This window comes from Methylorubrum rhodinum, from assembly GCF_014199935.1.
GTDB classification, from domain to species: domain Bacteria; phylum Pseudomonadota; class Alphaproteobacteria; order Rhizobiales; family Beijerinckiaceae; genus Methylobacterium; species Methylobacterium rhodinum.
Genome location: NZ_JACHOP010000003.1, coordinates 177,871 through 198,123, shown reverse-complemented (window position 1 = coordinate 198,123; position 20,253 = coordinate 177,871). Strand labels below are relative to the sequence as shown.

The window sequence follows — 20,253 nt, the reverse complement described above, 5'->3', positions numbered from 1 at the left end:
CCCGGACGGCCGGTGCTCAATCGCGCCGGGCGCTGACCAGCAAGCCGAGCCCGAAGCCGACGAGGCCGGCGACCAGCAGCGAGACGTGAGGCCACTCGGCCGAGCGGTCGTGGCCCTCGCGCACGGCGTGGCGCCCGCGCTCGTAGGCGTCCTCGGCGTAGTCCTGAGCCTCGTCCACGTAGTCGTGCGCCCTGTCGGCGGCGTGACGGACGGCGTCCTTGGCCTGCCCGTAAAGATTCTCGGCCGTGCCCCCCGCCTCCCGCAGGCGGCCCTCCGCCGAATCGCGGCGCGAGCCGGTCAGGTCGCCGACCGCGCCCTGAATCCGGCCGCCGAGATCGCGCGCGGCGCCGGTGATCCTGTCGGTGTCGACCATGTCGTTCTCCTGTCGTGAGGCCGGGCGTGGTCTCGTCGACTGATGTCGAGAAGCGGCACCCGGCGGCGGTGCCTGAACGGCCCGCATCCGGCCCGGTTCCGGTCGGCCCATAATTCGGCTCACGACGAAGCCCGTGCTTCCCCGTTCAAAAACGGTTCAAACGGCCGGCCCTAACCGTCACATCGCCGACGCGGCGCCGAAGGACTCTCCGCCCGCGAATCCGGCAGACATCCTCCGGCCCTATCGGGCCGGATGTCGGGAGATCGACATGCGCGCGTCCCGTATCGCCATCCTCGCCGCTACCTTCGCCCTGCTCGCCGCCCCGGCGCTCGCGCAGAGCCCGAGCCCCGCAGCCCCCACGGCGCCCAAGCCCCCGACCGCGGCGCCCGCGAGCCCGCCGACGGCGCCGGCCAAGCCCGATGCTGCCAAGCCCGAGGCACCCGCCGACAAGACGGCTCTCATCGACATCAACTCCGCCTCGGCCCAGGAACTCAGCGGGCTCAAGGGCATCGGCGAGGCGCGCTCGGCCGCCATCGTCAAGGGCCGCCCCTACCGCGGCAAGGACGAGCTCGTGCACAAGAAGATCATCCCGGAGGCCGTCTACGCCGACATCAAGGACCGGATCATCGCCCGGCAAAAGTGAGCCGATGCGGCCGAGCGGGCCTTTCGAGGGGGCTGCGGCGGTGCTAGGCGCCGTCGCAGCCTCTTCTCGCACCAAGCCCACGATGTCCGCCCACAGCCAAAAAATCCGACTACATCGGGGCGACCTCCCGGCCGATTTCGCGCCGGGCCCGGCGATTGCCATCGACACCGAGACGCTCGGGCTCAACCCGCACCGCGACCGGCTCTGCGTGGTGCAGATCTCCCGCGGCGACGGCACCGCCGACGTGGTGCAGATCCGCCCCGGCGATGGGGCCGAGCGGCTGAAGCAGGTTCTCGGCGACGCGGCCGTGCTGAAAATCTTCCACTTCGCCCGGTTCGACCTCGCGGTGCTGTACCGAACCTTCGAGGTGATGCCGGGGCCGGTCTACTGCACCAAGATCGCCTCCAAGCTCGCCCGCACCTATACCGACCGGCACGGCCTGAAGGACGTCGTGCGCGAATGCGTCGGCGTCGATCTCTCGAAGCAGCAGCAATCCTCCGATTGGGGCGCCGAGACCCTGAGTCAGGCGCAGATCGACTACGCGGCCTCCGACGTGCTCCATCTCCACGCGGCCCGCGAGCGGCTCGACGCCATGCTGGCCCGCGAGGGCCGCACCGATCTGGCGCAGGCCTGCTTCGACTTCCTGCCGACGCGGGCCCGACTCGACCTCGCCGGCTGGCCCGAGACCGACATTTTTGCGCATTCCTGACCCCATGCCTGCTCCCCTGCCTGCCCCGCAGACGTGATGCGGCGGTGCAACGGCCGGGGGCGGACTGCGCGGAAGCCGGGACTTCGAAGCGTTTCGCGGGCGCGTCGGTGCGGGGGCGCACGCGGGCGGCGTTGATCATTTCCTGAAGTCCAGGCCATAACTTCGCCATTGCGGCGGCCCATCCGGCCGGCCCTGGCGCGACCGCACGCGCCGACCCTCTCGGGAACGCGATGCAGGTGGCCGACACCCTCCGGACGGACACGGGCGCCGACGCGCTGGCCGCGAACGAGAACGCGCGCCGCCGCCGGGCCCATCGCCGGGCGCACCGCCACAGCGCCCAGGTGCGCACGCTGCGCCGCGTCATCCCCGCGGCGGCGGGCCTCGCCGTGCTCGGGCTCGCGGGCTTCGTGCTGTGGGGGCCGCTCGCCGGGGCGCTGCCCGCGGTCGAGTTCGGGCCGATCTCGGTCTCCGGCACCAAGGTCACGATGGAGAGCCCGCGGCTCTCCGGCTTCCGCAAGGGCGAGCGCGGCTACGAGGTCACCGCGACCGCCGCGCAGCAGGACGTGCGCAAGCCGAGCATCATCGAGCTGCAGGCGATGAAGGGCCACGTCGCCACCGACGACAAGGGCGGGCGCGCCTACCTGCAGGCGCAGGGCGGGGTGTTCGACTCGTCCAAGGAATCGCTCAACCTCGAGAACGACATCCGCCTCTGGACCGACAAGGGCGAGGAGATCCGCCTCTCGGTCGCCACCGTCGACTTCAAGGCCGGCAGTGTCCACTCGGCCAAGCCCGTCACCGTCACGGTGCCGGCGGGCTCGATCACGGCCGACAGCCTCGACGTGATCGAGAACGGCCGCGTCGTCTCCTTCGTCGGCCGGGTCCAGGCGGTCTTCCACGGCGAGGACGCGGGCAACAAGGCGCCCGATCGCATCCGCACCTCGGCCGCCGAGGCGCCGGAGGCCGGCCGATGAGCCGCCCCGTCGCCCGCGCCCTGCTCGCCGCCCTCGCGCTCGCGCTCACCGCCCCGGAGGCGGACGCCGTCGCACAGGCGCCGGCGGCGAAAGAGGCCGCGAAGGATGCCAAGCCCGCCCCGCTCGGCACCGTCGGCGGCGGCAAGGGACCGATCAAGATCGACGCCGACCGGCTCGACGTGTTCGACAAGGAGAACAAGGCGGTCTTCGCCGGCAACGTCGTCGCCGTGCAGAGCGACAGCACGATCCGCTGCTCGTCGCTCACCGTCCACTACAAGCGCGACCGGGACAAGGATCCCGGCAAGGCGGCCGACGCCGAGGCCGACAAGCCGAAGGACGCGAACGCGCTGGCCGGCAACGGCATCCGCAGGGTCGAGTGCGCCGGGCCGGTGACGGTCTCGCAGAAGGATCAGGTCGCCACCGGCGACAACGCTGTGTTCGACCAGGAGGCCAAGCGCATCGTCCTCACCGGCAACGTCGTGCTCAGCCAGTGCCAGAACGTCACCCGCGGCTCGCGCCTCGTCTACGACATGGCGACCGGCCGGGCGAACATGGACCCGGTGGCGGGCGGGCGCGTCTCGGCGATGTTCGTGCCGGGGCAGGGGGGCGATGCGAAAGCGGCCGGTCCCAAGGGCTGCGCCCAGCCGGCGGTGGCGGGCAAGCCCGCGCCCAAGGGAGCGGACAAGGCTTCCGCGGACAAGCCCGCCCCTAAGACGCGGGCGCAGGCGAACTGACCGTGACGGGCGCCGCGATGCCGGTGGCGGCCCCGCTGCGCGCGGGCGCAGCCGCGAAGCCGACCGGGCGCAGCCGCACCGGCTCCGTGTTCGGGCGCCTGTTCGGCCGCGGCCGGTCCGCGCCCCGCTCCGACGCCCACGTCCAGGCGGGCGAGGGCGGGCAGGGTGTCCTCTACGTCCGGGGCCTGCGCAAGAGCTACGGCGCCCGCACCGTCGTCCACGAGGCCGGGCTCACCGTCCACAACGGCGAGGCGGTGGGGCTGCTCGGCCCCAACGGCGCGGGCAAGACCACGATCTTCTACATGATCACCGGCCTCGTCCCGGCCGACCGCGGCTTCATCAGCCTCGACGGGATGGAGATCACCCATCTGCCGATGTACCAGCGCGCGCGGCTCGGCATCGGCTACCTGCCCCAGGAGGCCTCGATCTTCCGCGGCCTCACCGTCGAGGACAACATCCGCGCGGTGCTCGAAGTCGCCGAGTCCGACCGCAAGGCGCGCGAGCGCAAGCTCGAATCGCTGCTGGAAGAGTTCGACATCGCGCGGCTTCGCAAGTCGCCCTCGATCGCGCTGTCGGGCGGCGAGCGCCGCCGCTGCGAGATCGCCCGGGCGCTCGCCTCCTCGCCGACCTTCATGCTGCTCGACGAGCCCTTCGCCGGCATCGACCCGATCGCGGTCGGCGACATCCAGGACTTGGTGAAGCACCTCAAGCAGCGCGGCATCGGCGTGCTCATCACCGACCACAACGTCCGCGAGACGCTGGGCCTGATCGACCGCGCCTACATCGCCCATTCCGGCCGCATCCTCACCGAGGGCACGCCCGAGCAGATCGTGGCGAACGAGGACGCGCGGCGGCTGTACCTGGGTGAGGATTTCCGGCTGTAGGGGCGTGGAATTCGCCTTCTGGCGAAACGGCTCAGATGACCCACGCCGTCATTGCGAGGCGGAGCCGAAGCAATCCAGAGCGCGACGCGGCCGGACAAAGCGAGCGAGCGCAATGAGGATGCGACAACCGGCCGTTTACATCATGGCCAGCGGCCGGAACGGAACGCTCTATACCGGCGTCACGGCAAATCTCGCCCGGAGGGTCCACGAGCACCGTGAGGGTCTACTTCCAGGCTTCACGACGCGCTACGGCTGCAAGCTTCTCGTCTGGTACGAGATGCACGCGACGATGCTCCACGCCATCACCCGCGAGAAGCAGATCAAAGCCGGCTCCCGTGACGCGAAGAGGGCGATGATCGAGGCGTTTAATCCGAATTGGCGCGATCTCTACGGGGATCTTGCGTGACGCATTGGGTCTCTCGCGCCCTTTTCGGCACCGTGGCGCTCTGGATTGCTTCGGCTCCGCCTCGCAATGACGGCGCGGGATTTCTGAGGCGATATCGAAGCGTCAGAGGCCGCTAACCCTCTCTCAACCAGTCCCCGCACTCGACCGCTGACGCGCAACACTTTGTTGGCGCCGGCCGAGCTTGATGGCGTCGGGTGTCCGCGACGCCGCCCCCTGTGGCGTCTCTGCCGCTTCAGTGGGTTTTCCCGGATAAGCCGGCAATCACGCTTTGACGGGCGGACGGGGAGGGGCTAGACCTAGCAAACGAAGGAGCAAGAATTGTGCCGAAACCGGCGCGATCCCGCCAAGGATCGTGATTCCTCAACGCTCGCCGAGGGTTAAGCGTCGCCATGAGTCTGCTGCAACGGCTGGAAATGCGCCAGGGCCAAGCCCTGGTGATGACCCCGCAGCTCCTGCAGGCGATCAAGCTGCTGCAGCTCTCGCAGCTCGATCTCGCAGCCTATGTCGATGCCGAGCTGGAGCGCAATCCGCTGCTGGAGCGCACCGAGGGCGAGGCGGCCCCCGAGCGCGAGGCGCCGGAGCCCGCACCCGAGTCCGGCGGCGATTACGAGGGCGGCGAGGCGCCCGAGCCCGAGTCGTGGCTCGACCACGACATGACGTCGAGCCGCAGCGAGATGGAGAGCGCGCTCGACACCCGCCTCGACAACGTCTTCGCCGACGAGAACCCGGTCCCGCGCGAGCAGGGAAGCGGCGACATGCTCTCGCTGACGCCCGCGCCCTACGGCAACACCGGCGGCAGCTTCGACGGCGAGGCCCCCGACTTCGAGGCGAGCCTCACCGCCGAGACCAGCTTGCGCGAGCATCTGGCCGCGCAGCTCGATCTCGCCACGGCGTCCCCCTTCGACCGGCTGATCGGCAGCTTCCTGATCGATGCCGTGGACGAGGCAGGCTACCTGCGCGAATCGATCGACGCCGTGTCCGAGCGGCTCGGCGCCCGGCTCGACGACGTGGCCCGCGTGCTCAAGCTCGTCCAGACCTTCGACCCGCCGGGCGTGGCGGCGCGCGATCTCGCCGAGTGCCTCGCGATCCAGCTGCGCGAGCAGAACCGGTTCGATCCGGCGATGGAGGCCCTGGTCTCGCGCCTCGACCTCGTGGCCAAGCGCGATTTTTCCGCCCTGCGGAAGCTCTGCGGCGTCGACGACGAGGATCTCGTCGAGATGCTGGCGGAGATCCGTCGGCTCGACCCGAAGCCCGGCCGCGCCTTCGGCGCGCAAGCCGTCGAGGTGCTGATCCCCGACGTGTTCGTGCGCGCCGCCCCCGACGGCTCGTGGCTGGTGGAGCTGAACGGCGAGGCGCTGCCCCGCGTGCTGGTCAACCAGAGCTACTACGCCCGCGTCTCGAAGGGCGCGGTGGCCGACGGCGACAAGGCGTTCCTGTCCGAGTGCCTGCAGACGGCGAACTGGCTCACCCGCAGCCTGGAGCAGCGGGCGCGCACCATCCTCAAGGTCGCCACCGAGATCGTGCGCCAGCAGGACGCCTTCTTCCTGCACGGCGTCGCGCATCTGCGCCCGCTCAACCTCAAAACGGTCGCCGAGGCGATCGGCATGCACGAATCGACCGTCTCGCGGGTCACCTCCAACAAGTCGATCGGCACCAGCCGCGGCACGCTGGAGATGAAGTACTTCTTCACCGCCGCGATTCCCGGCGCTGCGGGCGCCGCCGCCCACTCGTCGGAGGCCGTGCGCCACCGCATCAAGCAGCTCGTCGATGCGGAGGCCGCCGACGTGCTCTCCGACGACGCCCTGGTCCAGCGCCTGCGCGACGAGGGCGTCGACATCGCCCGCCGCACCGTGGCGAAGTATCGGGAATCGCTGCGGATTCCGTCCTCGATCGAGCGCCGGCGGGCGCGCATGGCACATGCGGGGCGCTGACGGGGGCGCGCATCGGTGCGGTGGAGCCACTCCGCCGTCATTCCGGGGCCGCGCAGCGGAACCCGGAAACCACCCGTGATGCAACGCGAAAACAGAGCGTCGAGTCCAATCGTGGATTCCGGGTTCGCCTTCGGCGCCCCGGAATGACGATCGCGGGTCTCAAGCAGGGCCTCGCCCCCGTCGCCCCGAACCCGGCGCCGTTCGCGACTTTGCGTTTTCGTTGACTTGGGGAGTCCCTCTTTCTAACTCTCGAAGGCTCGGGGGGAGATCGGAGACATCGATGGCAGGTTTGCGGGTGACGGGGCATGGCCTCGATCTCGGAACGGCTCTGCGCGGCCGGGTCGAGGACCGGATGGCGGCGACGCTCGCGAAATACCTCGATCCGCACATGAGCAGCACTTGCACCGGCCACGTCACGCTCCGGCGCGACGGCACGGCCTACCGCACCGATTGCGTGCTCCATCTCACCACCGGCCTGACGCTGGAGGCCTCGGGCAACGCCCACGACGTCCATGCGAGCTTCGACCAGACCGCGGACCGGCTGGAAAAGCGCCTGCGCCGCTACAAGCACAAGCTCAAGGACCACGGCGCCGCGAGCCAGAACGGCGCCCAGATCGAAGCGGCCTACGCGGTCTTCGCGGCGCCCGAGGAGGATGTCGAGGACGAGCCCGAGACCGAGGAGGGCGCGCATCCGCCGGTCGTCGCCGAGAGCACCCGGACGCTGCGCCGCCAGTCGGTCAGCGAGGCGGTGACCGCGCTCGACCTCACCGGCGCCCCCGTCGTCGTCTTCGTTCACGCTGGCACGGGGCGCATCAACGTCGTATACCGGCGCAGCGATGGCGCGATCGGGTGGGTCGATCCTCCGGACGAGCGCGCCTGAGGCACCTCCCCGTCAGGGGGGTTGCTTTCCCGAGGGCCGGGCCGTCACCGGTCCGGGCGCCTCGCACACGAGTGCGGGACCGATGGATGGATTCCGCCGACGGGGCGTTTTGTTTTCATGCCGATCCTGGATTTTCTGAGTCAGGACGCCGTCGTCCCGTCCCTGCGCGCGCGCGACAAGAAGCACGCGCTCCAGGAACTCGCCGCCCATTCGGCCCGGCATCTGCCGGACCTCGCCGAGCGCGACATCTTCGAGACGCTGGTCCAGCGCGAGCGCCTCGGCTCGACCGGCATCGGCGACGGCGTGGCGATCCCCCACGGCAAGCTGGCGCGGCTCGGCAAGCTGTTCGGCCTCGTCGCCCGGCTGGAGAAGCCGGTGGATTTCGATGCGCTGGACGGCCAGCCGATCGACGTCGCCTTCCTGCTGCTCGCCCCCGAGGGCGCGGGCGCCGACCACCTCAAGGCGCTGGCCCAGGTCGCCCGCGTGCTGCGCGAGCCCGGCATGCTGGAGCGCATCCGCACCGCCCGCGACGCCACCGCGCTCTACGCGCTGCTCGCCCACGGTCCGACGACCCAGGCCGCCTGAGATGACGTTCCCGCGATGACTTCGACGATCCGCCTCGGCCTTCTCGCCGGCCTCCTCGCGGCGAGCCTGACGCCCGCCCTCGCGCAGGGAGACGCGACGTGCCCCCGCGACGTGCTCGTGGCCAACTCCATGCAGCGCCAAGCCATCGACCAGTTGGAGAGCGCGGGCGACGACGACGCGAGCCGCTGCCGCGTCTGGCGCCGCCACGTCGACACCATGCGCCGGATCGCGGGCGTCTACGGCCGCTGCCTGTCGGGGCCCGAGCGCACCGAGCGGCTCAGCCAGGTCCAGGGCTCGGAGAAGGAGTTCGGCGGTTTGCTGCGCACCCGGTGCAAGGGCTTGTGAGCGGAAGGGCGGATCGCGCGCCGACGCTCAAGCTCGGCTGGCCCCGCCTGCGGAATCGTGCATGATCGCCTGCCCCGCCGACCGTCCGTGACACCGGACCCCCCATCGGCGCCAGCCACGGAAACCCCCGCCCGGTGCCTGCCTTCCCCTTCACCGCCATCGTCGCCCAGGAGGAGATGAAGCGGGCCCTGCTGATCGCGGCGGTCGATCCCACCATCGGGGGCGTGCTCGTCTTCGGCGACCGCGGCACCGGCAAGTCCACGGCGATCCGGGCGCTCGCCGCCCTGCTGCCGAAGATCCGCGCCGTGGCCGGCTGCCCCTATTCCTGCTCGCCCGACGCCCCGGCCGCCGATTGCCCGCACTGTTCGCAAGGAAGGGGCAAGACGCACATGATCCCGGTGCCTGTGGTGGACCTGCCGCTCGGCGCCACCGAGGACCGGGTGGTCGGGGCGCTCGATCTGGAGCGGGCGCTGACGCGGGGCGAGAAGGCGTTCGAGCCGGGCCTGCTGGCGCGGGCCAATCGCGGCTTCCTCTACATCGACGAGGTGAACCTCCTGGAGGACCACCTCGTGGACCTGCTGCTCGACGTGGCGGCATCCGGCGTCAACACGGTGGAGCGGGAGGGCCTGTCGCTGCGCCACCCGGCCCGGTTCGTGCTCGTCGGCAGCGGCAACCCGGAGGAGGGCGAGCTGCGCCCGCAGCTCCTCGACCGGTTCGGCCTCGCCTGCGAGGTCGGCACGCCGACCGAGATCGCGACCCGGATCGAGGTGGTGCGCCGCCGCGACGCCTACGAGCGCGATCCCGAAGGTTTCTGCGCCGCGCACGCGAAATCCGAGAAGGCGCTGCAGAAGCGCATCGTCGCCGCCCGCGATCGGCTCGGCACAGTCAGCGTGCCGGATGCGGTGCTGGAAGCGGCGGCCCGGCTCTGCCTCGCGCTCGGCACCGACGGCCTGCGCGGCGAACTCACCCTGATGCGCACCGCCCGGTCGCTCGCGGCGTTGGACGGCGCGGAGACGGTCGGGATCGCGCATCTGCGGCAGGTGGCGCCGAGCGCGCTGCGCCACCGCCTGCGCCGCAACCCGCTGGACGAATCCGGCTCGACCGCCAGGGTGGCGCGCGCGATCACCGAGGTACTTCCCCAGTAAGGGGTTCCCAAAGGGCGAGCCCTTTGGCGGGGTGTGGGGCGGAGCCCCATGAATGGCTTCGCCGACCGGGCTCCGCCCTGGACCCGCGAAGGGCTTGCCCTTCGAACCCCTGACTTCAGTCGGCGGCGTCGATGTCCTTGTCGAGGATCAGCTTGGACTCGACCGTGGTGTCGGCCTTGAGGTGGTAGACCAGCGGGATGCCGGTGGCGATCTCCAGGCTGGCGATGGTCTTCGTCGTCATGCCGTCGAGCACCATCACGAGTGCGCGCAGGGAGTTGCCGTGGGCGGCCACCAGCACCCGCTCGCCGCCCATGACGCGCGGCAGGATGTGCTGGATGTAGTAGGGCAACACGCGGGCGGCGGTGTCCTTCAGGCTCTCGCCGCCGGGGGGCGGCACGTCGTAGGAGCGGCGCCACTCGTGGACCTGGGCATCGCCCCAGCGCTCGCGGGCATCATCCTTGTTGAGGCCGGCGAGATCGCCGTAGTCACGCTCGTTCAGGGCCTCGGAGCGGATCGTCTCCAGCCCGGACTGGCCCATCTCTTCCAGAATCAGCGCGCAGGTGTTCTGGGCGCGCTTCAGGTTCGAGGTGAAGGCCACGTCGAACTGCGAGCCCTGCGCCTTGAGCCAGCGCCCGGCATTGCGGGCCTCCTCGACGCCGAGTGGCGTCAGATCCGGGTCGCGCCAGCCGGTGAAGAGCTTCTTGAGGTTCCATTCGCTCTGGCCGTGGCGAGCGAGGACGAGCATGCGCTCCATGGGAGATCCATCATCTTGGAGGACCGGGCAGGCCCGTTGCGGCGCTGCTTAGCAGAGCCGTTGCCGCCGCCCAAGCTCGCGCCGCTTACCCAAAAAGGCCGACAGGCTACGGATGTCCAGAGCTGTCAGGCGCTTGGACCGCCTCGCTCACAATCCCAGCACGTCGTCCATGCCGTAGAGGCCCGGCGGCTTGTCGAAGGCCCATTGGGCGGCCTTCAGCGCGCCGCGGGCGAAGATCGCCCGGTCCTCGGCGTGGTGCGAAAGGGTGATCCGCTCGGAGGGGCCGGCGAAGATCACGCTGTGGTCGCCGACGACCGAGCCGCCGCGCAACGTCGCGAAGCCGATGTCGCCGGGCCGGCGCGCGCCGGTATGGCCGTCGCGGGTCGAGACGCGAGTGTCGGCGAGGGCCACGCGGCGCCCCTCCGCCGCCGCCTCGCCGAGCAGCAGGGCGGTGCCGGAGGGCGCATCGACCTTCATGCGGTGGTGCATCTCCAGCACCTCGATGTCGAACTCCTGGCCCAAAGCCGCCGCGACCTTGCGCACGAGGCCAGCCAGCAGGTTGACGCCGAGCGACATGTTGCCCGAGCGCACGAGCCGGGCGTGGAAGCTCGCCGCCTTCAGGCGTTCCAGGTCGTCCTCGGAGAAGCCGGTGGTGCCGATGACGTGGACGATGCGGGCCTGCGCCGCGAGTTCGGCGAACGCCACCGTGGCGGCGGGCGCGGTGAAGTCGAGCACCCCGTCGGCGGCCACGAACAGCGGCAGCGGATCGTCGCAGACGGGCACGCCGAGTTCGCCGATGCCCGCGAGCAAGCCGGCATCGCGCCCGATCGCGGGCGCGCCCGCCCGCTCGACCGCCCCGTGCAGGGTGCAGCCCTCGGCCTCGGCCACCGCGCGGATCAGCATCCGCCCCATGCGCCCCTCGGCGCCCACGACCACGAGCTTCATGTTGTTTGCGCCTATCCGTTCCGAGCGCGGGGCGCCGGCCCTGTGCGAGTGCTTCTAGAGCCGTGCCGGACGACGTGGCAATCGGATTGCCCCCCTCGACCGTCATTCCGGGGCCGCGGAGCGGAACCCGGAATGACGGCGGTGGATCAACCGCGATGCGCTGCAGCGATCAGCGGCCCGAGCACGTCCGAGATGCCGTTCACGGTGATCTGGGTGCCGACGCAGAGCAGCAGGAAGGCCGAGAGGCGCCCGAGCACGCGGGCCCGCACCGGGCCGATCAGGGTGACGACCCGGTCGGCGGAGCCGTAGGCGAGGCGCACCATCCCGGCGATGGCGAGCGCGGCAAGCGAGGCGCCGACGTAGAAGCCGATCCGGTCCGGCCCCTCCGCCGGGCGGTTGGCGCCGAGCGCGATCGCCACCGCGATGGTGCCGGGGCCGGTGGTGAAGGGCAGGGTGAGGGGGAAGAAGGCGACCTCGGCCAAGCCATCGCCGCGGACGGTCTCCCCCGGCTCCGGCCCGGCCTCGGCCTGCTTGCGGGCCTCGCGCGCCTCGGGCGCCGAGAGCAGCGTCCAGGCGGAGGCCGCGACGACGAGCCCGCCGGCGATGCGGAGCGCGGCGAGCGAGACGCCGAAGAAGTTGAGAATCGGCGCCCCGGCCCAGAGCGCGGCGAGCATGATGAGGGCGGCGTAGAAGCCGATGCGGCGCGACAGCTCCATGCGGTCGGCATGCGAGCGCTCGGCGGTGACCTGCGCGAAGATCAGCGCCGAGCCAACCGGGTTCACGATCGAGAACAGGCCCGACAGCGCGAGCAGGAAGCTGGTGAGGGCGGCCTCGAAGCCCGTGAACGGGATCATGCGCGGGCCTTAACCCGGCTGCCCCGCCGGCACCAGAACCCTGGCCGGAACGCGGGTCTCGAGCCGGCGCACCTGCCGCACGGTGACCGGCCGGTAGAGCTGCTTCGTCGCATCGACCACGTGCAGTCCGGCGAAGGGGAGGGCCAGCCCGGTGCCGAGGCGCTCCCAGGCTCCCGCGGTCCCGAGCCAGAACCGGCTGCGGATCGGCGGCATGTAGAGGGTCTCGGCCCAGCCTTCCGGCGAGAACAGGGTCTGGCGCATCAGCCGGCCGAGCTGCGAGCGGCTGTAGGGCTGGCCGTGGCCGAAGGGGGTCGCGTCGCGCCGCGCCCAGACGCCGGTGCGGTTCGGGACCACGAGGATCAGCCGCCCGCCCGGCGTCAGCACCCGCCACACCTCGGCGAGCAGTTCGCTCGGGCTCTCGACCGCCTCCAGCGCGTGGACGAGGATCACCCGGTCCACGGCAGCCTCGGGGAGCGGCAGCATGGTCGGGTCGGCCAGCGCCGTCACCGAGCGCCCGCTGGAGGGCCAATTCACCACCCCCTGCGTCGCCGGCATGAAGGCGAGCGTGCGCTCGGCGATGACGTGGACCGGCCCGAGATAGGGCGTGACGTAGCCGATCCCGAGCACGCGCAGGCCCGAGACCGAGCCGAGGAAGCCGTGGATCGTGCGGGCCACGGTGCGGTGCGTGACGATGCCGAGCGGGCTGGCGTAGAAGGCGCGCAGATCCGTGACGTCGAGGCGCATCGGGTGGGGTGCCGGCACGGCCGATCCTTCGCGGGGCTCGAGAGGCGGACGCGCGAGCGACGCCTTTTCGTCCGGCATCAATGGGGATCGCGGCCGCGTCCGGCAAGCGCGGCGCGGCCAGGGATGTGGACGGCACGCGGCGACGCCCCGCGGAACGGCGAAGGGAACCGGCAGGGCCCCGCGCCGGTTCCCCGGCCACGTCCGGCCGAGCTTGCCCCCGGACCACACGACCCGACGGGAGTTCTCCGATGCCGAACGCCGCCCCCGAGATCCGGGCCTTCCTGTGCCGGAGCGACAATATCGGCGTGCTGATCCGCGATCCCGAGACCGGCGCCTGCGCCGCCATCGACGTGCCGGAGGCCGCTCCCGTGCTGGCGGCGCTCGACGCCGAGGGCTGGCGCCTCACCGACATCCTCGTCACCCACCGCCACGCCGACCACGTCGAGGGCATCACGGAAGTCGTGGAGCGCACCGGCGCCCGCGTCACCGCGCCCGCGAAGGCGGGCGCCGCCGTGCCGAACGTCGCCCGCACCGTGAGCGAGGGCGACCGCGTCACCGTCGGCGGCCTGGAGGCCGAGGTGTGGGAGACGCCGGGCCACTGCGCCGACCACGTCACCTACCACTTCGCCGACGCCCGCGTGGTCTTCTCCGGCGACACCCTGTTCACGCTGGGCTGCGGCCGGGTGATGGAGGCCGACCCCGTCACCCTGTGGCGCTCGCTGGAGCGCTTCCTGCCGCTCCCCGACGACACCGCCGTCTATAGCGGTCACGACTACGTGCTCTCGAACGCCCGCTTCGCGCTGGCTGCCGACCCGGACAACGCCGCCCTGAAGGCCCGCGCCGCGGAGGCCGAGCGGCTGGCCGGCGAGAGCCGCTTCCTGATCCCCTCCACCATCGGCGACGAGAAGGCGACGAACCCGTTCCTGCGCGCCGCCGAGCCGGCGCTCGCCCGCTCGGTCGATCTGCCCGAGGGCACCGACCCGGCCGCGGTGTTCACCGCATTGCGGGCCTGGAAGAACCGGTTCTGAACGGCGGCCTACCCCGCGAATTTGACCCGCCCTGTGTTCTGCCGGTCCTTGCCTTCGCCGCCGCCCCGTGGGAATCGGGGCCGGCGGTCCCGCATTGCAACACGGCCGCTCGTCCGCGTAGCCTTGCCGAAAGGCCGGTTCCCTTGCCCACCCTGTTCCGCTTCCTCGCCACGATCGCGATTCTCGCGGGGCTGGTCTTCGCCGGGATGTTCGCGCTCGCGACCTTCGTCCAGCCGACGCAGCGGGAGATGAGCGTGACCATCCCGAACTCGAAGCTGCAGCCGGGCAACCGATGAGCGCGGCCCCGTCGCCCGAGACGGCGCGGGAGGATTTTTCACGGGACTACTTGGACATGCTCGCCGCCGAGCGCGGCGCGGCAGCCAACACGCTCGCGGCTTACCGGCGCGATCTCGACGACTATCTCGGCTACCTGAGCGGGCAGGGGCTCGATCCGGTCGCGGTCGAGGCCGAGATCGTCCGCGCCTATATCGCCGAACTGGAGCCGCGCGGGCTGAAGGCCTCGTCGGCGGCGCGGCGCCTCTCCTGCATCCGCGGCTTCCACCGCTTCCTCTACGCCGAAGGCTTCGCCGAGGGCGACCCGACCGCGCCGGTCGCCTCGCCGCGCCGGGCCAAGGGCCTGCCCAAGGTGCTGTCGGTCACGGAAGTCGACCGCCTGCTGGCGACCGCCCGCGAGCGGGCCGAGGCGGGAACCGAGAACCGCGCCGAGGCGCGCGCGGCGATCCGGATGCTGTGCCTGCTCGAACTCCTCTACGCCACGGGCCTGCGCGTCTCCGAGCTGATCGCCCTGCCGCGCAGCGCGGCAGCGGCCCGCGAGCGCTACCTCGTGGTCAAGGGCAAGGGCGGGCGCGAGCGGCTGGTGCCGCTGACGGAGCTGGCCCGTGCCGCGATGGCGGCGCACGCCGCGCATCTTCCCCCGGACGGCCCCTGGCTGTTTCCCGCCGACAGCGAGAGCGGCCACCTCACGCGCCAAGCCTTCGCCCGCGACCTGAAGACGGCCGCCGCCGCCGCCGGCCTGCGGGCCGACCGGGTCAGCCCGCACGTGCTGCGCCACGCCTTCGCCAGCCACCTGCTCCAGAACGGCGCCGACCTGCGCATCGTGCAGGAGCTGCTCGGCCACGCCGACATCGCCACCACGCAGATCTACACCCACGTCCTCGACGAGCGGCTGAAGGGCATGGTGCGCGACCTCCATCCGCTCAACGACGCGCCGGAGGACAAGGACACGGCCTCGCCGGGCAGTGCATGTTAAAAATCGCGATCATGTGTGCTGGATAAGGAACGTTCGGAACTGGTAGGCTAACCAGGTGTCGAAGCGGCCCGCGCCGCCTTCGCAGCACCGATCAAGGGCAACGATGCGCCTCGATGTGCCGACCCTCTTCCTGACGACGGTCGCCGTCACCTTCATGGTGGGGGTGCTGTATCTGTTGTCGTGGAGCCAGACCCGGCGCGAGCGGGCGCTGGCGATCTGGGGCATCGCCCACTTGGTCGGCAGCGGCGCCTCCTGCCTGCTGGGCCTGCGCGGCGCGATCCCCGATCCCGTCTCGATCGGCCTCGGCAACGCCGTGATGATCGGCGCCTACGGCCTGATCTGGAGCGGCGTGCGCGCGTTCGAGGGCCGCCGCACCCATCTCGGCTGGGCGGTCGCGGGCGGTCTCGTCTGGAGCGCGGCCTGCCTCGTCCCGGCCTTCTACACGTCCGTGGCGGCCCGCATCGTCCTCGCCTCCGCGACCGCCGGCCTCTACTGCGCGCTGGGCGCGTGGACGATCTGGCGGGGCCGCGGCGAACCGCTCATCTCGCGCTATCCGGCCATCGTGCTGCTCGGGAGCTACGCCGCGGTCTACTGGGTCCGCATCCCGCTCGCGATGGTATTTCCGCCGCCGGTCCTCGCACCGCTCTCCGATTCGCCCTGGCTCGCCATCCTGTGCTTCGTCGGCACGCTCTATTCGGTCGCCATCGCCTTCGTGCTGATGGCGCTCACCAAGGAGCGGGCCGAGCGCGAGCAACGGCTGGCCGCCGAGACCGACGCGCTCACCGGCATCGCCAACCGCCGGGCCTTCGTCGCGCGGGCGGAGGCCTGCCTCGCCGTGCGGCCCGCCGCCCTGCTGCTGCTCGACCTCGATCACTTCAAGACGATCAACGACCGGTTCGGCCACAGCGTCGGCGACGCGGTGCTCACCGCCTTCTGCCACGCCGCCGCGCCGATGCTGCCGCGCAACGCCGTGTTCGGGCGCCTCGGCGGCGAGGAATTCGCCTGCCTGCTGCCGGAGACCGGCGCGGGCCTCGCCGCCCGCTTCGCCGAGAGCGTGCGCGGCTCCGTCGGCCGCATCGCCCATCCGGACTATCCGGACCTGCGCGTCGGCGTCAGCGTCGGCATCGCCGCGGGCGCGGCCGGCTGCGACCTCGACGACCTGCTCCGCCGCGCCGACGGCGCCCTCTACGGGGCCAAGCGCAATGGGCGCGATCAGGTGAGGGTCGAGGCGCCGCCCAATCCGTCGGTCGTCCGCGCCGCCTGAAGCGATCCGACCCGACCCGCGGACCTCACTTTTTCCTGATGACGACGCCGCCCGGCCGCATGGCCGAGCTGTGCCGCCGCGCTTATGATCGGCGTCGACAAGGACGGGCCGGGGGAAACGGGGATGCGGGGGATGATGGCGAGGTGGGCCGGCCGCGCGGCGGCGGCCTGGCTCTGTCTCGGCGCGGCCCAGGCCCAGACTCAGGCCCAGACCACCTCGATCGAGGCGCCTTCGGTCGAGGCCCGCGTCGAGGCGCTGCTCGCCCGGATGACGCTGGAGGAGAAGGCCGGCCAGCTCAACCTGATCTCGAACGAGCCGCTGAACGATCCCGGCGCGATCCGCCGCGGCGAGGTCGGGGCGGTGATCAACTTCAGCAACGCGTGGCTGGCGGCCGAAGCCGACGGCCTCGCCCGCGCCTCGCGGCTCGGCATCCCGCTGCTGGTCGGGCTCGACGTCGTCCACGGCTACCGCACGGTGTTCCCGCTGCCGCTGGCGCTGGCGGCGAGCTTCGATCCGGGCCTCGTGCGCCGCGCCGCCGCCGCCATGGCGCGGGAATCGGCGTCGGTCGGCCTCAACTGGACCTTCGCCCCGATGGCCGACGTGGCGCGCGACCTGCGCTGGGGCCGGGTGGTCGAGGGGCTCGGCGAGGACCCCTGGCTGACCGGGCGGCTCACCGCCGCCCAGGTCGAGGGGTTCCGCGACGGCGGGCTCGCCAGCACCCTCAAGCACTGCGCAGGCTACGGCGCCGTGCTCGGCGGGCGCGACTACGACGCGACCTTCGTGGCGCCGACCGAACTCCACGACCTCCACCTGCCGCCGTTCCGCGCCGGCATCCGGGCCGGAGCGGACGCCGTGATGACGGCGCTCACCGCCCTCAACGGCGTGCCGACGACCGCCGATGGCGGGCTGATGACCGGCATCCTGCGCCGCCAGATGGGATTTTCCGGCCTCGTCGTCGCCGACTGGCAGGCGGTCGCGAGCCTCGTCAAGCACGGCGTCGCCCGCGACGGGGCCGAGGCCACCCGCAAGGCGTTCGCCGCGGGCGTCGACATGGACATGACGAGCGGGCTCTATCTGCGCCACCTGCCCGACGAGGTGCGGGCCGGCCGCATCACCGAGGCCGCCGTCGATGCGGCGGTGCGGCGGGTGCTGCGGCTCAAGTTCGGGCTCGGCCTGTTCGACCGGCCGCTCGTCGAGGCCTCAAACGCGGAAGGCCGCCTGCTCCTGCCCGAGACGCGGCGGATCGCCCGCGAGGCCGCCCGCGCCAGCCTCGTCCTGCTGCAGAACCGCGAGGACGTGCTGCCGATCGACCCAAGCCGCGTGCGCCGCATCGCGCTGGTCGGCCCCTTCGCCGACGCGGCCTGGGATCAGGTCGGCCCGCACGAGGGCAACGGCCAGCCGCACGACACGGTGACGATCCTCAGCGGCCTGCGCGAGCGGGCGGCGGCCTCGGGCGTCGAGGTGGTCTTTGCCGAGGGCTGCCCGCGGGTCTGCACCGATCGGACGGGCTTTGCCGCGGCGGTCGAGGCGGCGCGCGGGGCCGACCTCGTCGTGGCGGTGATGGGCGAGCCGCGCGACCGCTCGGGGGAGGGGTCGTCGACCGCGTACCTCGACTGGCCGGGGCTGCAGCACGACCTGCTCGCCGCGGTCGCTGACGCCGGCAAGCCGGTGGCGCTCGTGGTGTTCGGCGGGCGCCCGACCGAGTTAGGTCGTGCGCCGGAGCGGGCCCACGCGATGCTGATGGCCTGGATCCCCGGCACCGAGGGCGGCCCCGCCATCGCCGACGTGCTGTTCGGCGACGTCGGCCCCTCGGGCAAGCTGCCGGTGTCGTGGCCGCGCACGGTCGGGCAGATGCCGCTGACCTACGACACCCTGCCGGGCGGGCGCCCGCACATCCCCAACAGCCGCTGGACCATGGGCTACGCCGACGCGTCGCCGCTGCCGCTGTTTCCGTTCGGTCACGGCCTGTCCTACACAAGCTTCGCCTACGGCGAGCCGGAGGTTCTGACCCCGAAAGTCGGTGTCGGCGATCGCTACGAGGCCGTGCTGGAGGTGCGCACCCCCGTCACCAATATCGGCCCGCGACCGGGGCGCGCCGTGGCGCAGCTCTATCTCGGCCAGCCGGTGGCGGCGCGCAGCCGCCCCAAGCGCCTGCTGAAGGGCGCCGTGCTCCTCGACCTCGCCTCGGGCGAGACGGCGTATGCCAACTTCCGCATCCCGGCGCGCGATCTCGGCTACCACGAGCCGGACGGGACGCTGGTGGTCGAGCCGGGCGAGTACCGCGTCACCGTCGGCGGCGATTCCGCCGCGACCCAGACGGCGCGGTTCACCGTCGAGACCGGCTGGCGCGGCCCGCCGGGCGGGGATCAGGCGCAGCGGTAGGGCCGACTTTCGAGAGTAGGACGCGGGTTCCCTCCCCCTTGTGGGGAGGGATCAAGGGTGGGGGTGGTTCAGGATAGGGCGTTGCGGTGCCTTCCGCGCGACCCCCACCTCCTCCCTCCTCCCCGCAAGGGGGAGGAGAGACGTCATAGTCTGCCAAGCACCTGGAAAAACTAGCCGAACGTCTTCCTCGGATCGAACGCGTCGCGCACCGCCTCGCCGGCAAACACCAGCAGACTCAGCATCGCCGCCACCACGAAGAAGCCGGTCAGGCCCAGCCAGGGCGCGTTGATGTTGTCCTTGCCCTGGGCCAGCAGTTCGCCGAGCGACGGCGAGCCGGGGGGCAGGCCGAAGCCGAGGAAATCGAGCGAAGTCAGCGTCGTGATCGAGCCGTTGAGGATGAACGGCAGGAAGGTCAGCGTCGCCACCATGGCGTTGGGCAGGAGGTGGCGCGTCATGATGCGGATGTTGGACAGCCCCAGCGCGCGGGCCGCCCGGACGTATTCGAAGTTTCTCGCGCGCAGGAACTCGGCACGCACGACGCCGACCAGCGCGGTCCAGGCGAACAAGGTGAGGATCGCGAGCAGCGTGAAGAAGCTCGGCACCAGAAACGCCGACATGATGATGATGAGGTAGAGCGTCGGGATGGCAGACCAGATCTCGATGACGCGCTGGAAGATCAGGTCGGTCCAGCCGCCGAAATAGCCCTGCACCGCGCCGGCGATCACGCCGATCACCGAGGACAGGCCGGCGAGCACGAGGCCGAACAGGACCGAGATGCGGAAGCCGTAGATGACGCGGGCGAGCACGTCGCGGGAGGCGTTGTCGGTGCCGAGCCAGTGCCGTTCGATGTCGCGGCAGCCGAGTTCGCGCCCCTCGGCCTTGACGCCGGCCCGCTCGGCCACGGGGCGGCACTGCGCGTCCGACAGCATCCAGGTCGGCGGGGAGGGCGACGGCGTCGGCAGGTCGCTCATGAAGGTGTTGTAGGAGTACGGGATCGGCGGCCACAGCACCCAGCCGTTCGACTCGATCTCCCGGCGCGTCTCGGGCGCGCGGTAGTCGGTCTGGGCCAGGAAGCCGCCGAACTTCTCGTCCGGATAGTCGACGAGGACGGGAAACAGCCACTCGCCCTTGTACTGCATGACGATCGGGCGGTCGTTGGCGATGAATTCCGCGAACAGGCTCGTCACGAACAGCAGCGCGAACAGAACCGCCGACCAAGTGCCGCGGCGGTTGGCGCGGAAATTGGCGAGGCGGCGCCGGTTGACCGGCGACAGGCCGCGGCGGGACCCACTCGGAAGGGGCTGCATCTGCGGCGCGTTGCCCGGCGCGGTGACGGGCACCGCATCGGGCTCGGGTCGCAGGACTTCGTTCATCGGCCCACCCTTCTTGGAAGGGCAACCGATGCC

The 20,253-nt window shown here is 71.6% G+C and carries 22 protein-coding genes; 16 read left to right on the top strand and 6 right to left on the bottom strand.

The window, feature by feature from the left end; all coding sequences use genetic code 11:
• Positions 1 to 16 precede the first annotated feature (16 nt).
• Complete coding sequence (locus HNR00_RS05305) at positions 17 to 373, bottom strand: CsbD family protein (protein ID WP_183566000.1); 357 nt, start codon at positions 371 to 373, stop codon at positions 17 to 19.
• Positions 374 to 641: 268 nt separating this feature from the next.
• Between HNR00_RS05305 and HNR00_RS05300 the strand changes: the two genes are divergently transcribed.
• The 11 genes from HNR00_RS05300 to bchI all read left to right on the top strand — a co-directional run bounded on the left by HNR00_RS05300 (position 642) and on the right by bchI (position 9,606).
• Complete coding sequence (locus HNR00_RS05300; RefSeq protein ID WP_183565997.1) at positions 642 to 1,016, top strand: ComEA family DNA-binding protein; 375 nt, start codon at positions 642 to 644, stop codon at positions 1,014 to 1,016.
• An 82-nt stretch (positions 1,017 to 1,098) separates the two neighbouring features.
• Positions 1,099 to 1,725 (top strand): ribonuclease D, encoded by a 627-nt coding sequence (locus tag HNR00_RS05295; protein ID WP_183565994.1) that lies wholly within the window; start codon positions 1,099 to 1,101, stop codon positions 1,723 to 1,725.
• 230 nt (positions 1,726 to 1,955) lie between these two features.
• A complete protein-coding gene (locus HNR00_RS05290; protein ID WP_183565992.1) occupies positions 1,956 to 2,696 on the top strand; it encodes an LPS export ABC transporter periplasmic protein LptC in 741 nt (246 codons plus the stop codon).
• Complete coding sequence (locus HNR00_RS05285; RefSeq protein ID WP_183565990.1) at positions 2,693 to 3,430, top strand: LptA/OstA family protein; 738 nt, start codon at positions 2,693 to 2,695, stop codon at positions 3,428 to 3,430. The genes HNR00_RS05290 and HNR00_RS05285 overlap by 4 nt, the downstream gene beginning before the upstream one ends.
• Before the next feature lie 17 nt (positions 3,431 to 3,447).
• On the top strand, positions 3,448 to 4,314 hold the full coding sequence (gene lptB, locus HNR00_RS05280; RefSeq protein WP_183566460.1) for an LPS export ABC transporter ATP-binding protein: 867 nt from the start codon (positions 3,448 to 3,450) through the stop codon (positions 4,312 to 4,314).
• Between the two features lie 118 nt (positions 4,315 to 4,432).
• The gene (locus HNR00_RS05275) at positions 4,433 to 4,720 is read left to right on the top strand and encodes a GIY-YIG nuclease family protein (RefSeq protein WP_183565988.1); all 288 of its coding nucleotides are present in this window, start codon (positions 4,433 to 4,435) and stop codon (positions 4,718 to 4,720) included.
• A gap of 389 nt (positions 4,721 to 5,109) precedes the next feature.
• Positions 5,110 to 6,651 (top strand): RNA polymerase factor sigma-54, encoded by a 1,542-nt coding sequence (gene rpoN, locus HNR00_RS05270; RefSeq protein WP_183565986.1) that lies wholly within the window; start codon positions 5,110 to 5,112, stop codon positions 6,649 to 6,651.
• Between the two features lie 280 nt (positions 6,652 to 6,931).
• Entirely contained in the window at positions 6,932 to 7,531 is a 600-nt protein-coding gene (gene hpf / locus HNR00_RS05265) for a ribosome hibernation-promoting factor, HPF/YfiA family (RefSeq protein ID WP_183565984.1), read from the top strand.
• Between the two features lie 117 nt (positions 7,532 to 7,648).
• Positions 7,649 to 8,116 carry a PTS IIA-like nitrogen regulatory protein PtsN gene (gene ptsN / locus HNR00_RS05260; RefSeq protein ID WP_183565982.1) on the top strand — a complete coding sequence of 156 codons (468 nt, stop codon included), beginning with the start codon at positions 7,649 to 7,651 and terminating at the stop codon, positions 8,114 to 8,116.
• A gap of 15 nt (positions 8,117 to 8,131) precedes the next feature.
• On the top strand, positions 8,132 to 8,461 hold the full coding sequence (locus HNR00_RS05255; protein WP_183565979.1) for a hypothetical protein: 330 nt from the start codon (positions 8,132 to 8,134) through the stop codon (positions 8,459 to 8,461).
• A 134-nt stretch (positions 8,462 to 8,595) separates the two neighbouring features.
• The gene (bchI, locus tag HNR00_RS05250; RefSeq protein WP_183565975.1) at positions 8,596 to 9,606 is read left to right on the top strand and encodes a magnesium chelatase ATPase subunit I; all 1,011 of its coding nucleotides are present in this window, start codon (positions 8,596 to 8,598) and stop codon (positions 9,604 to 9,606) included.
• A gap of 115 nt (positions 9,607 to 9,721) precedes the next feature.
• Here bchI and HNR00_RS05245 read toward each other — a convergent pair whose 3' ends face one another.
• The 4 genes from HNR00_RS05245 to HNR00_RS05230 form a co-directional block, all read right to left on the bottom strand.
• Complete coding sequence (locus HNR00_RS05245) at positions 9,722 to 10,360, bottom strand: 2,3-bisphosphoglycerate-dependent phosphoglycerate mutase (protein WP_183565972.1); 639 nt, start codon at positions 10,358 to 10,360, stop codon at positions 9,722 to 9,724.
• A gap of 147 nt (positions 10,361 to 10,507) precedes the next feature.
• Positions 10,508 to 11,305, bottom strand: coding sequence for a 4-hydroxy-tetrahydrodipicolinate reductase (gene dapB / locus HNR00_RS05240; RefSeq protein ID WP_183565969.1), 798 nt, complete (start codon positions 11,303 to 11,305; stop codon positions 10,508 to 10,510).
• A 146-nt stretch (positions 11,306 to 11,451) separates the two neighbouring features.
• Positions 11,452 to 12,159, bottom strand: a complete 708-nt coding sequence (locus HNR00_RS05235; protein ID WP_183565966.1) for a MarC family protein — start codon at positions 12,157 to 12,159, stop codon at positions 11,452 to 11,454.
• A 9-nt stretch (positions 12,160 to 12,168) separates the two neighbouring features.
• A complete protein-coding gene (locus HNR00_RS05230; RefSeq protein ID WP_183566457.1) occupies positions 12,169 to 12,903 on the bottom strand; it encodes a class I SAM-dependent methyltransferase in 735 nt (244 codons plus the stop codon).
• Between the two features lie 248 nt (positions 12,904 to 13,151).
• On the opposite strand from HNR00_RS05230, the gene gloB reads away from it, so the two are divergent.
• The 5 genes from gloB (at position 13,152) to HNR00_RS05205 (ending at position 18,847) form a co-directional block, all read left to right on the top strand.
• Positions 13,152 to 13,931, top strand: a complete 780-nt coding sequence (gene gloB, locus HNR00_RS05225) for a hydroxyacylglutathione hydrolase (protein ID WP_183565963.1) — start codon at positions 13,152 to 13,154, stop codon at positions 13,929 to 13,931.
• 143 nt (positions 13,932 to 14,074) lie between these two features.
• The gene (locus HNR00_RS05220; protein ID WP_183565960.1) at positions 14,075 to 14,227 is read left to right on the top strand and encodes a histidine kinase; all 153 of its coding nucleotides are present in this window, start codon (positions 14,075 to 14,077) and stop codon (positions 14,225 to 14,227) included.
• Positions 14,224 to 15,201, top strand: coding sequence for a tyrosine recombinase (locus HNR00_RS05215; protein ID WP_183565957.1), 978 nt, complete (start codon positions 14,224 to 14,226; stop codon positions 15,199 to 15,201). The genes HNR00_RS05220 and HNR00_RS05215 overlap by 4 nt, the downstream gene beginning before the upstream one ends.
• 103 nt (positions 15,202 to 15,304) lie before the next feature.
• Positions 15,305 to 16,465, top strand: a complete 1,161-nt coding sequence (locus HNR00_RS05210; RefSeq protein WP_183565954.1) for a GGDEF domain-containing protein — start codon at positions 15,305 to 15,307, stop codon at positions 16,463 to 16,465.
• Between the two features lie 132 nt (positions 16,466 to 16,597).
• Complete coding sequence (locus HNR00_RS05205; protein ID WP_246390302.1) at positions 16,598 to 18,847, top strand: glycoside hydrolase family 3 N-terminal domain-containing protein; 2,250 nt, start codon at positions 16,598 to 16,600, stop codon at positions 18,845 to 18,847.
• Between the two features lie 170 nt (positions 18,848 to 19,017).
• Here HNR00_RS05205 and HNR00_RS05200 read toward each other — a convergent pair whose 3' ends face one another.
• Positions 19,018 to 20,220 (bottom strand): ABC transporter permease, encoded by a 1,203-nt coding sequence (locus HNR00_RS05200; RefSeq protein ID WP_183565951.1) that lies wholly within the window; start codon positions 20,218 to 20,220, stop codon positions 19,018 to 19,020.
• Positions 20,221 to 20,253: the final 33 nt, after the last annotated feature.